General features: G+C 49.2%; 15 protein-coding genes. 1 reads left to right on the top strand and 14 read right to left on the bottom strand.

The features are described 5' to 3' along the window. Position 1: 1 nt before the first annotated feature. From C2M36_RS03390 to C2M36_RS03380, 3 genes are read right to left on the bottom strand one after another with little or no spacing between them, the layout of a single operon-like run. Complete coding sequence (locus C2M36_RS03390; RefSeq protein ID WP_105253695.1) at positions 2-967, bottom strand: DUF4097 family beta strand repeat-containing protein; 966 nt, start codon at positions 965-967, stop codon at positions 2-4. 9 nt (positions 968-976) lie between these two features. Then, positions 977-1,468, bottom strand: a complete 492-nt coding sequence (locus C2M36_RS03385; protein WP_105253858.1) for a hypothetical protein — start codon at positions 1,466-1,468, stop codon at positions 977-979. Further along, positions 1,461-2,024: an RNA polymerase sigma factor gene (locus C2M36_RS03380; protein ID WP_105253857.1), complete on the bottom strand. Its 564-nt coding sequence runs from the start codon at positions 2,022-2,024 to the stop codon at positions 1,461-1,463. The genes C2M36_RS03385 and C2M36_RS03380 overlap by 8 nt, the downstream gene beginning before the upstream one ends. Positions 2,025-2,582: 558 nt before the next feature. Between C2M36_RS03380 and C2M36_RS03375 the strand changes: the two genes are divergently transcribed. After that, on the top strand, positions 2,583-3,548 hold the full coding sequence (locus C2M36_RS03375) for a hypothetical protein (RefSeq protein ID WP_105253694.1): 966 nt from the start codon (positions 2,583-2,585) through the stop codon (positions 3,546-3,548). 625 nt (positions 3,549-4,173) lie between these two features. On the opposite strand, the gene rplI is transcribed toward C2M36_RS03375, so the two are convergent. From rplI to hflK, 11 genes are all read right to left on the bottom strand, one after another. Then, complete coding sequence (rplI, locus tag C2M36_RS03370) at positions 4,174-4,626, bottom strand: 50S ribosomal protein L9 (RefSeq protein WP_105187946.1); 453 nt, start codon at positions 4,624-4,626, stop codon at positions 4,174-4,176. Positions 4,627-4,661: 35 nt separating this feature from the next. Continuing rightward, complete coding sequence (rpsR, locus tag C2M36_RS03365) at positions 4,662-4,889, bottom strand: 30S ribosomal protein S18 (RefSeq protein WP_010386263.1); 228 nt, start codon at positions 4,887-4,889, stop codon at positions 4,662-4,664. 11 nt (positions 4,890-4,900) lie between these two features. Next, entirely contained in the window at positions 4,901-5,230 is a 330-nt protein-coding gene (priB, locus tag C2M36_RS03360; RefSeq protein ID WP_105253693.1) for a primosomal replication protein N, read from the bottom strand. Positions 5,231-5,248: 18 nt separating this feature from the next. After that, positions 5,249-5,590 carry a 30S ribosomal protein S6 gene (rpsF, locus tag C2M36_RS03355; protein ID WP_105187948.1) on the bottom strand — a complete coding sequence of 114 codons (342 nt, stop codon included), beginning with the start codon at positions 5,588-5,590 and terminating at the stop codon, positions 5,249-5,251. 177 nt (positions 5,591-5,767) lie between these two features. Continuing rightward, complete coding sequence (gene rlmB, locus C2M36_RS03350) at positions 5,768-6,502, bottom strand: 23S rRNA (guanosine(2251)-2'-O)-methyltransferase RlmB (protein WP_105253856.1); 735 nt, start codon at positions 6,500-6,502, stop codon at positions 5,768-5,770. Positions 6,503-6,514: 12 nt separating this feature from the next. Continuing rightward, positions 6,515-8,956, bottom strand: a complete 2,442-nt coding sequence (gene rnr / locus C2M36_RS03345; RefSeq protein WP_105253692.1) for a ribonuclease R — start codon at positions 8,954-8,956, stop codon at positions 6,515-6,517. A 121-nt stretch (positions 8,957-9,077) separates the two neighbouring features. Next, positions 9,078-9,701, bottom strand: a complete 624-nt coding sequence (locus C2M36_RS03340) for a tetratricopeptide repeat protein (protein ID WP_105253691.1) — start codon at positions 9,699-9,701, stop codon at positions 9,078-9,080. Positions 9,702-9,818: 117 nt separating this feature from the next. After that, positions 9,819-11,135 (bottom strand): adenylosuccinate synthase, encoded by a 1,317-nt coding sequence (locus tag C2M36_RS03335; protein WP_105253690.1) that lies wholly within the window; start codon positions 11,133-11,135, stop codon positions 9,819-9,821. A 114-nt stretch (positions 11,136-11,249) separates the two neighbouring features. After that, positions 11,250-11,444, bottom strand: a complete 195-nt coding sequence (locus C2M36_RS03330) for a DUF2065 domain-containing protein (RefSeq protein ID WP_105253689.1) — start codon at positions 11,442-11,444, stop codon at positions 11,250-11,252. A gap of 63 nt (positions 11,445-11,507) precedes the next feature. Next, positions 11,508-12,386 carry a protease modulator HflC gene (gene hflC, locus C2M36_RS03325; RefSeq protein ID WP_105187953.1) on the bottom strand — a complete coding sequence of 293 codons (879 nt, stop codon included), beginning with the start codon at positions 12,384-12,386 and terminating at the stop codon, positions 11,508-11,510. Between the two features lie 2 nt (positions 12,387-12,388). Further along, a complete protein-coding gene (hflK, locus tag C2M36_RS03320) occupies positions 12,389-13,561 on the bottom strand; it encodes an FtsH protease activity modulator HflK (RefSeq protein WP_105187954.1) in 1,173 nt (390 codons plus the stop codon). Positions 13,562-13,659 lie beyond the last annotated feature (98 nt).

Below are 13,659 nucleotides of genomic sequence, written 5' to 3'. Positions count from 1 at the left end.
ATTAGTCGTTTTTACGTAAGTTAGTGTTGCCACTGATGGTGGTCACTTCCACTTCTGCCTCGCCCTGGCCCAGAGTGAAGCTTAGGCTCTCGCCCGGACCATATTTGGCTTCAACCGCCTTGTCTTTACTTAGCTCGTTGCGGATATCACCACCGGCATGGGCGTCTAAGTCAAAACGTGCCGAGACATTCGTTGGCAGGTATAAATCGAAGTCACCGCTGACGCTTTCGGCGCGGATTTGCGCGTTCGTTTTCAGCTCTTTCACATACACCTCCAGCTCGCCGTTAACGGTATTAAGCTTTAGGCTGCCAAGCGTGTGAGCACGCAACGTTAAATCACCATTGACGTTCTCAAAGCGAATGTCTTCTGACTTGGTGGTGCTGGTGACATCGCCGTTTACCAGGGTCATGCGCAGCTGGCCCTGCGAATCAACGTCATTGATATCGCCATTGACCGTTTGATAACGAATATCGCCGTTTAAGTTGGTACCGCTGACATCGCCATTGACGGTTTCAAAAATCAGCTTACCCGAGAGGTCCTTGGCATCGATATCGCCGTTGACGGTCTCAATGCGGCTGTCGCTGCTAAGCTCACTCACATCCACGTCCACATTGATGCCTTCGAGGCTGAGGGCGCTTTGCATCGGCATATAAATGGTCAGCTTTGAGCCTTCACCATTATCATCATTGTTGTTGCCCCAGCCCCAACCCTTGTTGTAGTTCTTCGGCATTTTGACAATAAAGTCGGTGCGTTGACCACGGGTCTCAAGGGTATAGCCTTCGGCTCTATCATCAAGCTCACCCTTGATTTGCAGACTGGCCTTATCCCAGCCCTTGATAATGATGTCACCGCGCTGGTTATCGATAAAGATACGACCATCGGCCGGTACGCTAATTTGCTCATCTATCTTCTCGCCAGCCAATGCTAAGCAAGGAACCATGGCTAGGGTATATGCTAGTGCTTTCATCTTCTTCTCCTAAATATGCTGTAATACAGTGCCCTGCTTGGGCTGGTGCACTTTATTAATTAAATCAAGTTGTTGTTGGTATACTTGCGCTAACATGCCAAGCAGTGCGCGGTTATTTGGGTCGTCTTCGAGCGCGGTTTTGATTGCCTTCTCGGCTTGCTCAAGCTCGGCCAGTTGTTGTTGCCAGTTATCGGTTAATGCCGGTTGCGACTGATACTGCACCAGCAGGCTTTGCTTTTGTTGCTCAAACACATCGCTGATCAATGCAAACTGAGTTTGCTCGGCGTCTTGCTGCATCGGCATATTTAAGCCCACCACGGCCACCAGGATCGCTGCGGCGGCACTGCCGAAGGCCGGTTTCACCCAATTACGTTTGCTCTTGCTTTGCTGCAAATTAATTGCATGCTCAATACCGGGCCAAAGGTCGCGACTTGGGCTCAACTCCTTATCTTGCGATTGCAGTTGCTGCTCTAAAAATTGGTCGAAGTCTGGTTTACTCATTTTCATACCACTCCTGTAACAACCCTCGGGCGCGGTGATACTGGGATTTTGACGATCCCACCGCCATATTCATCATTTGTGCTATCTCTTCGTGGCGATAGCCTTCCACCGCGTGCAGTACAAATACCTGCCGGGCTCGCTCGGGCAAACGCACTATTAATTTGTCGAGGCCATTAAGCTCCTGACATTGCGCCGCTTGCTCGTGCTCCATACCCGTCTCTTCACTGCTGACGACGCGCTGTACCCAATTTTTTTGCTTGCGCAGATAACTGATGGCTATGTTGCTGGCGACCCGGTGTAACCAGGTACTGAATTGCGACTTACCATCAAAGCTGTTTATTTTTTGCCACAACTGCACAAACACTTCCTGGGTCACATCTTCCGCTTGAGCCTGATCGGCCACCAAGCGAAGACAGAGCGCATACACACGCCTTACGTGGCATTGGTACAGGACATAAAAGGCATCTTGGTCACCCTGCTGGGCTTTCTCGATGGTTTGTAGTTCCTGTTGCGCCGTTTGTGTTTGTGAGAATGCCTGTTCGGCATTAACCAACATCTGCGTCATCCTGTTGTTGTTTATTTGCTTTGTTACTGTATTAGACGCGCACCAAAGTACAAAGGGTTTAAATGGTTTTAAAAAAATTTTTAATTTATTTTTCAATGGCAAGGAGTGGGGATTTTTGGCTGGTTTTAAAGTTAGCTGATCTTAGTGACGATGGCACTTTGAATTGAGTTCTTGTCGCGGTGGCGACGGCACCTTAGGGGCGGTTTACGCCAACCGCCCCTAAGAACCCCGAGGCGCCCCAACATTGCATAATTTCCTTAACGCGCCACGAGAAGTGAACGTAACCAACATGCATAGGGCGTCCATGCCCTAGGCATGTTTTCGCCCTTAGTCCAAAGGGCGATTACTCTTCTCGTAGCGTGTTTCAGATGCAATGTAAGGGGATTTAGCTGATACACCGAGTTAATTTCATGCGTCTTCTAATGTTGATGGATTAGTTTTAGAGTGCAAGTAACGGACACTCACTAATCTATTGTTTTCACCAAGCTTGCAAGGTAGCCTACCTTACAAGGTCTCACTAATAAGTTGTTATATTTCAGGAGGTTTATCATGAGTAAGTGGCTATTAGACAGGCTATTTGAAGCTGGTGATCAGGCTGAGCCCCGCTTTGCGTTTCAGGGGACTGTAAACTGGATGAGGGCTCTTGCCGAAGTCGTTAACGATGGCGCTTGTGCCGATGACCAATTAAATGATTTATATGCTCGGGTACAACGTAGACCTGTCAATCGTGAAGCTGATACGCTTGTGTTTGAGAACGCAATGATGGCTTTACATAATCTTTCATCTCTGAAAAGCATGAATGAAGATGTCGAAGATAAATATGACATATGCCGTTCAGCCATCATTTCTTGGTATTACAGCGTCTATTTTTCCGCTAGCGCGATGGTTGCAGCATCTTCTGGCTCTATTCAAGAGACGCATACAGCCACAGCAAAAGTTTGGCAGTCAGATATCGCGGAGAAAGAACTTATCCCATATCCATTTAACCTCTTTTTAACTAGCTTAGTTTCAAAAACTGCTGATGCTGAGATTGCTGCATATAGAGGTGCTAACCGTTTCGATCTGAATGACAGAGCTTATGACAATGAAACTGCTCATGGTGCACTGGTTTCCTATCTAAAGGGGACTCATGGGTATAAAAAGTGGGAAACAGAAGAGAGGGTAAAAACTTCTCGTGATTTCAAAGCTCTTGGTGTTGACAACTTTCGCACGAAAGCTGCTCGCGAGGTTCGCGATCGTGCACTAGATAAAGGACAAGTTAACTTCCTTATTCAGGCATTTAGATACCGTGGTAAAGCGAACTATCGTGACTCTATATTTTTGTCCTACGGTGACAACAACGAAGCTACTATAGAAGAGTTTATCCAAGATTTGTACGACGTCTCTATTGGCTTCATTAGGGCTACTTCGCATTATTGTAGTCGCAGAGTCGAGAGAGGTACTTGGGCTGAGTTTGTTGAGGATATTTCTGATAACTCGAGGTTGTCTATTGACTCTGTCGTGCTTGAAATATAACAAACAATTTAAGAGGGATTCCCAACGCTTGGCATTTTTGCTTCTACTTCAAATTTAGTGGTTACGGCACAATGCTTTAGGTTCGGTGGTAGCGTTGCTCACCCCTTAATTGGGCGTTGGCATATTCAGATACTCAACTCTAACAGGTATCGCTCTCTCCCGTTTTGATTCGCGCTGCAGAAATCAGGTTTTGTTGTGCAGTGTGCTTGAGACAGCGAGATAGGGATATCGAGCTAGGTTTACCGAGTCAGGACGACGAGTTAAACCGTGTTGAAAGCTAAGCGGAACGTTTAACAAAAACCTGAGTTCGTAAGCATTAGCGAATCACGGGTTCGCGGAGTTTCCAAAGAGGGAGTCGAATCACTCCCTCTTTGGTTGCCGTCGCCAACGCGACAAAATCTATCAGTAACCACCGCTGTCGGCGGCCCGACAAAAATCTTGCCAAGAGCACCCTTGTGGGCGCAAAGCACCGACCTACAACCGCATTGTCGGCGGCCCTACAACATCGTCAGGTGTCAGGTTGAAACCTGACCTACAGATATCGCCCTCGCCCACAACATTGACCTACAGCACGCATAAAAAAACCGCGCCTTGGCGCGGTTTTTCACATAAAGCTAATCAGCGATTAAGCTTCAGCAATAACGATCACTTTGATAGTTGCAGTAACTTCTGAGTGAACCTGGATTGCTACGTCGAATTCACCTGTTTCACGGATAGTACCGGTAGGTAGGCGAACTTCTGATTTAGCTACTTCGATACCAGTTGCAGAGATCGCGTCAGCGATGTCACGAGTACCGATTGAACCAAATAGTTTACCTTCGTCACCTGCTTTAGAAACAAGAGTCACTTCTGCAAGTGCTTCAAGTTTCTCAGCGCGTGCTTGTGAAGCAGCTAGCTCTTCAGCGATTTTCGCTTCAAGCTCAGCACGACGTGCTTCGAAAGTTTCGATGTTAACTTTAGTTGCAGGAACTGCCTTACCTTTCGGGAAAAGGAAGTTACGTGCGAAACCAGATTTAACTGAAACCTGGTCACCTAGGCCACCTAGGTTTGCGATCTTGTCTAGTAGAATAACTTGCATGTCTCTACACCTTTTAAAAACTGTTAATCCGCTGCTTACTTGTGTAAGTCAGTGTATGGAAGAAGGGCTAGGTAGCGAGCACGCTTGATAGCGGTTGCTAGCTGACGCTGATACTTAGCGCTAGTACCTGTGATACGGCTAGGTACGATTTTGCCACTTTCTGTAACGTAGTTTTTAAGAGTAGCTAGATCTTTATAATCGATTTGTTGTACGCCTTCCGCTTTGAAGCGGCAGAACTTACGACGTCTGAAGTAACGTGCCATGAGTATTTTCCTCAATTAATTCTTTCAATTTGCTGAGCGTGCAGTACCAGTTGACTAAGGCCATTTCGACCTTGGTGGCGATTTAAAAATCCCCTCACTCGTACTTGTTGCTCAACTTGCAAATATTGTGTTGCAGGTTGATGCTCTTTACCGCTTGCGACCACTTGAATGCGAACATAACTTTGTCGGTTAAGTTGCGCTTCTAACTGTATTGAACGATGCTCAAGCACGAAAATACAGTGTGGCACACCGGCCGGGCTTTGACTGAATTTTGGGGCCTTACAAATAATGCCACCAAGTTCGACTAAGTTGAGCGCTTGCTCACTAGGCGTATCAGCCATTACAACCACGCAGAACGATTAAGCTTCAGCAGCTTCTTTTTTCTCTTCTTTAGCAAGAGGAGAAGCTTCAGTTACTGCATCTTTAGTGCGCATAACTAGGTTACGAAGCACTGCATCGTTGTAGCGGAAAGAAGTTTCAAGCTCGTTGATTACTTCAGTTGGTGCTTCAACGTTCATTAGAACATAGTGTGCTTTATGAAGCTTTTCGATTGGGTAAGCCAGTTGACGACGGCCCCAGTCTTCTAGACGGTGAATTTTACCGCCAGCTTCAGTGATAGAACCAGTATAACGCTCGATCATACCAGCTACTTGTTCACTTTGATCTGGATGAACCATGAATACGATTTCGTAATGACGCATGGGTATTCCTTACGGTTAATATAGCCTTCCACCGTTTCGACCACTCGGTTTAAGGCAAGGAATTAATGTTAAACGGTCGAAATGAGCGCGTATTCTACGCATTGTTGGCAAATTAATCAATATCTAACAGGCAATAAAAAGCCCGCCATAATGCGGGCTTGATGCTCATTCGATAGGTTAAGCGCGCTGTCTCAACACTTCAAACAAACTGATGCCGGTTGCCACCGATACATTGAGGCTTGAAACCGTGCCCACCATGGGAATTTTTACCAACACATCACAGTGCTCACGGGTTAAACGGCGCATACCATCGCCTTCGGCGCCCATCACAATGGCGATCGGACCGGTCAGGTTGGCCTCAAATAAGGTCGTATCTGTTTCACCTGCGGTGCCCACCACCCACACACCAGCGTCTTTAATCTCACGCAGGGTGCGCGCCAGGTTGGTTACCTGCACCAGGGGTACGGTTTCTGCCGCACCACAGGCCACCTTACGAGCCGTGGCATTAAGCTTGGCTGATTTGTCTTTAGGTACCACCACAGCATGCACACCTGCGGCATCGGCGCTGCGCAAACAAGCTCCTAGGTTATGCGGGTCGGTAATGCCATCAAGCACCAACAAAAACGGCGTTTGCTCGCGTTTGATAATATCGTCCAGGTCTTTTTCGCTGTACTGCTTACCGGCGCGCACGCGGGCGATAATTCCCTGATGTTGCTCGCCTTTGGCCTTATCGTCTAGGGCCTTGCGCTGCATAAACTGGATTGAAATGCCAAACTTGCGGGCCTGATTGATCACGTCATTAAGACGCTTGTCTTCACGGCCCTTGAGTGCGTAAATTTCTAAAAAGCGCTCAGGCTCTTTGCTTAAGATGGCTTCAACGCTGTGAAAGCCAAAAATTAGTTCGTTACTCACAAACACTCTCTACTATTTTGCTTTGTTGCGGACATTTTTACCTGCACGCTGCTTTTTCTTTGCCTTCTTGGCCTTGGCTTTCTTCGCCACGGCCCCCTTTTTGTCTTTGTCGCCGGCTTTTTTAGGCTTACCCTTGCCCGCTGGTTTAGCGCCTGACTTGGCTCCGGGCTTAGCGCCCGACCTTGCCCCTGACTTGGGCTTTTTGCCTTTCTCTGGGATCTCTCCAGATTTTAGCTGCTCACGCACCGAAGGTTTAGCGCGGCGGCGACTGTATCTGTCCTCGCTGTCGCTGGCCAGCACCATATTAATGCGGCGCTCCTCAAGCGACACAGAGGCCACCTGCACCCGCAACTTATCGCCCATGCGATACACCTTATTGGTGTGCTCACCCACTAAACAGTGTTTGGCTCCGTCATAATGGAAGAACTCGTCGCCCAGGCTGGCAATATGCACCAGGCCATCGATCTGCAGATGATCTAGGCGCACAAAAATGCCGAAGTTGGTGACCGAGGAGATCACCCCACCGAATTGCATGCCCACATGATCTTGCATGTATTCACATTTTAGCCAATCCGCCACTTCGCGGGTGGCATCATCGGCGCGGCGCTCGGTCATGGAGCACTGCTCACCGAGTTGATCCGCTTCATCGGCACTGTATTCATGCGCGCCGCTGGTTTGCTGGCCCTGCGACTTTAAAATGGCCTTAATGGCGCGGTGCACCACTAAATCCGGGTAACGACGAATAGGCGAGGTAAAGTGCGCATAGGCCGGCAAGGCCAAGCCAAAGTGACCTATGTTGTCGGCCTGATACACGGCCTGCTTCATGGCGCGCAGCAACATGGTTTGGATCAGCTCGATTTCCGGACGCTCCGCCAGCTTATTAATAGCGGCGGTGATCTCGCCAGGCTCGGGTGAGTCGCCAAAGGGGTGTTCTACCCCTAGCTCACCTAAAAACTCACGGAAATGCCCCAGTTTTTCACCGTCTGGCTCATCGTGCACGCGATACAAGGCGCTGGCTTCATGCTTTTCTAACAAGCGAGCCGCGGCGACATTGGCCAGGATCATACACTCTTCAATCAGCATATGAGCGTCGTTACGCACCACAGGTACAATAGACTCTATCTTGCGGTGAGCATTAAAAACAAAGCGAGTTTCCAGGGTATCAAACTCAATGGCACCGCGCTGCTGACGCGCCGCTTTTAATGCCATATACATTTGCTGCAGGTCTTTTAGATAGCCCACCAAGGGTTCATATTCTTCGCACAGGCGCTCGTCGCCTTCTAAAATACCATGCACCTTGGTGTAGGTTAAACGGGCATGGGAATTCATCACCGCTTCGTAGAAGCGATAACCCGACAACTGACCGGCATCGGACACCGTCATTTCCGCCACCATACACAGGCGGTCCACCTTAGGGTTCAAGGAACACAGGCCGTTGGAAAGCACTTTAGGCAGCATGGGTATCACCTGCTCGGGGAAGTACACCGAGTTACCCCGGTTGATGGCTTCCTGGTCCAGCGGCGAGCCCTTTGGCACATAATGAGAGACATCGGCAATGGCTACCCATAGGCGCCAGCCCCCAGATTTCTTACGCTCACAATAGACGGCGTCATCGAAATCTCGGGCATCTTCACCATCTATGGTGACCAATGGCAGATGACGTAAGTCGATGCGGCCTTGCTTATCTTTTTCTTCAACAAACTCGCCCAGAGGGGCAACCTGACGCTCAACGGCCTCGGGCCACTGATGGGGAATTTCGTAGTTGCGCAGTGCCACTTCGATTTCCATGCCCGGCGCCAGGTGATCGCCCAGCACTTCGGTGACCTTGCCTACCGCATTCATATGACGAGTCGGGTTTTGGGTGATCTCAATTTGCACCATCTGGTTGTGGCGCGCGCCCTTTTCTGCCCCGGGCAGCACAATAATGTCTTGTGTCAGACGCGGGTCTTCCGGCACCACCACGGCCATACCGTGTTCAACAAAATAACGACCAACAATCGGCGCCCGTTCGTTTTCCAGCACTCGAACGATACGCGCTTCGACCTTGCCACCTTGGCCACGCGAGCCGGCCTTGGCCAACACCACGTCGCCGTGCAGCACCAGATTCATCTGGTGGCGCGGGATAAACCAGTCTTTGGGCTCACCCTCTACCTGTAAGAAACCGAAGCCGTCACGGTGACCGATCACCTTGCCTTTCACCAGGGCGCTATCCTCGGGGATGACGTAACACTTGTGCTTATTAAAGTGCACCTGGCCTTCACGTTCCATGGCACGCAAACGACGTTTAAAAGCAATTTGACGATCACTTTCATACACTTCGAGTTCGCCGCAAAGTTGGCTAAAGGTGGCAGGTTTAGAGCGTTTCTTTATGTGGTCGAGAATAAACTCTCGGCTGGGGACGGGATTGTCGTATTTTTGCTGTTCTCTATCGAGGTATGGATCCTGTTTGGTCATTCATTAACTTATACTATGATTTATGCTGTTATTTTAACCCATATAAGAAAAAGGCAACAGGGAATTACTGTTAAAGTTTTGGGTCGATTGAGCTTTTAAATCAAATTGATGCCAATAACCGTTAGTTATCCACGGGTAAGCGCGCCCGGGCAACGACCGAGTCCGGCATTTTTTTAGCGAGTAAGGCTAATTGCCGAGCGATTTTATTGTGCTGAGCCCTATCCGCCACGGAGGCATGGAAAAGCCAGCGATAGGCATCTTCGTAGTCCTGTGGGCTACCATGCCCCTGATTATAGAGCTTCACCAAACGCATTTGCGCCGGCACATTGCCTTGAGCGGCGGCTTCTCGTAAATAGATAATGGCCATGCCCTTGTCCGCCTGCACCAGGCGACCGATATCATAATAGCGCCCCAACTGCTCCAGCGCCTCAGCCAGACCCTGCTTGGCGGCCTGACGCATGTAATACACCCCTAACTCCACATCGCGTTCAACACAGACGTTATAGGCGAGCATGTCACCATAGAGGAACTGATAGGTGGGTAATTGCATCTTGCTGGCTCGAGCGGCAATATCTTGCACCAGCTGGCAATCATCGTCTTTTACACGTTTTAAATGCGTATTCTTACGGATCAGTTTTACCAGCTCATCCTGGCTATACAGTTGCACCGCTTCCAACGGCTCGGCGGCTTTGGCTACGCCCATTACAGAGGCAAGCAATACACAACTGGTAAGTAAAAAACGCATAACGCTCCTTTGACACTTGTTCGTCTAGACGCCATTTTACAGCAAAAGCGGTGCCAAAATGTGTTCTTCAGGCACAAAAAAAGCTGCCGAGGCAGCTTTTTCTAGCGCGTTTGCTGATTACTCACCAAACGGGTTGCGTACGATCATGGTCTCAACTCGGTCAGGACCGGTAGAGATGATATCAACAGGCACGCCTGTGATTTCTTCGATACGCTTAATGTAGTCGATTGCCGCTTTTGGCAGGTCTTCAACGCGCGTCACACCGAATGTGTTGTCGCTCCAGCCTGGCATTTCTTCGTATACCGGCGTTACCTTCTCGTAGCCTTCGGCTGCAAGCGGAGTTACGTTGGTAACCGTGCCATCTTCAAGCTGGTAGCCAGTACAGATCTTAATGGTTTCTAGACCATCAAGTACGTCAAGCTTAGTCATACAGAAGCCTGAGATGCTGTTGATTTGTACCGCACGGCGCATAGCCACGGCGTCAAACCAACCGGTACGACGTAGACGACCCGTTGTAGCACCAAACTCGTGACCTTTCTCACCCAGGTGCTTACCAACTGGGTCTTGCTTATCAAGGCCGTCGTATAGCTCGGTAGGGAATGGACCTGAACCAACACGCGTGGTGTAGGCTTTTACGATACCAAGCACGTAGTCCAGGTTTAGCGGACCAAAACCGGCACCCGTTGCAACGCCACCAGCTGTGGTGTTTGAAGAGGTTACATACGGGTAGGTACCGTGGTCGATATCAAGAAGCGTACCTTGGGCACCTTCGAACAGGATGTTTTCGCCGTTCTCGCGCGCTTGGTCAAGCATCTCGGTAACGTCAACAACCATAGCTTTAAGGATCTCAGCTACAGCCATTGCATCATCGAATGTCTTCTGGAAATCAACAGGCTCAACTTTGTAATAATTTTCTAGAGTGAAGTTGTGGTACTCAAGGATCTCACGTAGCTTGTTCGCGAATTGCTCTGGGTTGAACAAATCACCTACACGCAGACCACGACGTGCTACCTTGTCCTCATAGGCAGGACCGATACCACGACCAGTAGTACCAATAGCTTTGGCGCCACGTGCTTTTTCACGCGCAACATCAAGAGCTACGTGATAAGGCAAGATTAGCGGACAAGCTTCAGAAATAAGAAGACGCTCACGCACTGGTACGCCACGCTCTTCAAGCATGCCGATCTCTTTCATTAATGCGTCAGGAGCAAGTACAACACCGTTACCGATGATACATTTAACGTTGTCACGCAGTACACCCGATGGGATCAAGTGCAGTACGGTTTTCTCACCATTAATCACTAGCGTGTGACCAGCATTGTGACCACCTTGGTAGCGTACTACTAAAGATGCTTTATCTGTAAGAAGGTCAACAACCTTCCCTTTCCCTTCGTCACCCCACTGGGTGCCTAATACAACGACGTTTTTACCCATTGCAAATTCACTTAGAAAAAATTAGGCGCAGATTTTATCAGAAAAGAGGGCCATAGATCACCCCGTTTTGGCTATTTTTTCCGCTAATAGTATTTTTACTTTTAGCTCAGAGGTCTATCCCGGCTGCACAAAGTGAAATAACAGCGCGCCAACCAGGATTAAAGCAATGCCGATCACCTTGAGAGTACGCTCATCGGTCTGCACTATCTGCAGCAGATAAGCGCGCCAGGTTTTTGGAAATAACGCCGGTCCCAGGCCTTCAAATATTAGCATTAATGCCACAGCGCTTAAAAATAATTGCCAGTTCATATCTCCTCCCAAGGCAAAAAAAAGCCCCAAGACAAGGTCTCAGGGCTTTTCTAACAAGAGCGATTATTGCGCCGACGCGTTCTTCATATATTTGAAGAATTCGCTGTTCGGCTCGATAACCATCACGTCTTGCTTATCTTTAAAGGTGTTTTTATACGCATCAAGGCTACGCACGAATCCGAAAAACTCCGGATCCTTATTGTAAGCTTCGGCGTAAATTTTTGCCGCCTGGGCATCACCTTGACCGCGTACAGAACGGGCATTACGCTCGGCATCCGCCAGCATGACCGTTACGCGACGATCGACTTCGGCGCGCAGTTCTTCGGCTTTTTCCTGACCCTGTGAGCGGTGTTCTTTAGCTACCGCAGTACGCTCGGCGCGCATACGCTGGTAAATAGAACTGCTCACTTCGTCCGGCAGGTTGATTTGCTTAACGCGTACATCAAGCACTTCAATCCCCAACTCTTTCGCGCTTTCAGAGGCTTGCACCAGGGCGTCAGCCATTAACTCGCTACGCTCACCGGAGACGATTTCGCGAATGGTGCGGGCACCAAAGTTGGTACGAAGGCCGTTGTTCACCTTCTGCTTAAGCAGGGTTTCGGCATAGTTCTTATCACCGCGAGTACGCAGGTAATAATCACTGAAGTCCTGAACACGCCACTTCACATAAGAATCAACGATCAAGTCTTTTTTCTCACTGGTTACGAAGCGATCCGGCGTACCATCCAAAGTCTGAATACGTGCATCCAACTTACGCACCTGGGCAACAAAAGGCACCTTAAAGTGCAGTCCTGGCTCGTAAACCACGGCATTGTCACTGTCGTCTTTTTGCACCTTGCTAAACAGCAAAACAATGGCTCTTTGTCCTTCCGGTACCACAAATACCGAAGAGAAAGACAAGAGCACCGCGGCAATAATGAGGATTAAACTAAAATTTCTCACCCTTATCGTCCTCCATTAAAGCGGTCTTTAGCAAAACGGTCGTTGGCAGAATTTACCTGGCTGTTTTGCGATGAATTAGTGCCTAGCTTGTTACGTAAATCCTGGATGGTATTGGAATTTGGTAAAGTTACTTTTTTACCTGACGAATGCTGCTCCATGATTTTATCCAAAGGCAGATACATCATGTTGTTGCCGCCTTCAACGTCAACCAAGACTTTAGAGCTGTTGCCTAGCACCTGCTCCATGGCATCAATATACAAACGCTGACGTGTTACCTGCTTAGCGCTTTGATACTCAGGTAACAGCTTTTCAAAGCGCGCTACCTCACCCTGAGCTTCCAGGGTTACACGCTCGCGGTAGGCTTCGGCTTCCTGGGTCATACGCGTAACGCGACCACGGGCACGAGGCTCGATTTCACGGGCATAAGCTTCCGCTTCACGAATAAAACGCTCTTCGTCTTCCTGCGCGGCGATGGCGTCATCGAAGGCATCTTTTACTTCCGCCGGCGGGCGAGAGTCTTTAAAGTTCACATCGGTAACCACTAAACCTAGGTTATAGGGCTCGATAATACCGTTCAGCTCTTCCCAGGTGCTTTGACGCACCAGTTCACGACCTGTGGTCAATACTTGATCCATCTCCGCATGACCGACTACGTAGCGCAGTGCACTATCTAGGGCTTGCTGAAGACTGTGATCGGCATCGGTGACACTGTACTTGTATAGATACGGGTCAACGACGCGATACTGCACTTCGAATTCAACGCTTACTACGTTCTCGTCTTCGGTCAGCATAAAGCCAGACGCAGACAGCGAACGTACCGCTTCGATATCAACGGGGATCACGTTTTCGATAAAGGTTGCTTTCCAACGCAGGCCCGGCTCGGCGATACGGGCAAACTTACCAAATTGTAAGACCACGCCGCGTTCCGCTTCTTTTACTGTATAAAAGCCACTCAAGGCCCAAATAATCAGGGCAATGATCACCACAATAAAGATGCCAGCGCCACCGACGCCGCCACCTCGGTTGCCGCCCTTGTTGCCGCCAAACAGACCGCCAAACTTATCGGAATACTTTTTCAGTACTTCGTCTAAATCCGGTGGGCCTTGGTCGCGACCACCTTTATTGTCCCAAGGGTCTTTGCCGTTGCCATTGTTACCCGGCTCGTTCCAGGCCATAGCTCTACTCCATAGTTGTCAATATTCGTTACTCGGGGCAATGCTAGCTTAGCATTACCTGCGTTGTCACATGCTGTGGCCGAGCTCGACCCGCATGT

Source organism: Pseudoalteromonas sp. T1lg75 (assembly GCF_002964705.1).
In the GTDB taxonomy this organism is placed as follows: Bacteria; Pseudomonadota; Gammaproteobacteria; order Enterobacterales; family Alteromonadaceae; genus Pseudoalteromonas.
This window is presented reverse-complemented; position numbering and strand designations above follow the sequence as displayed.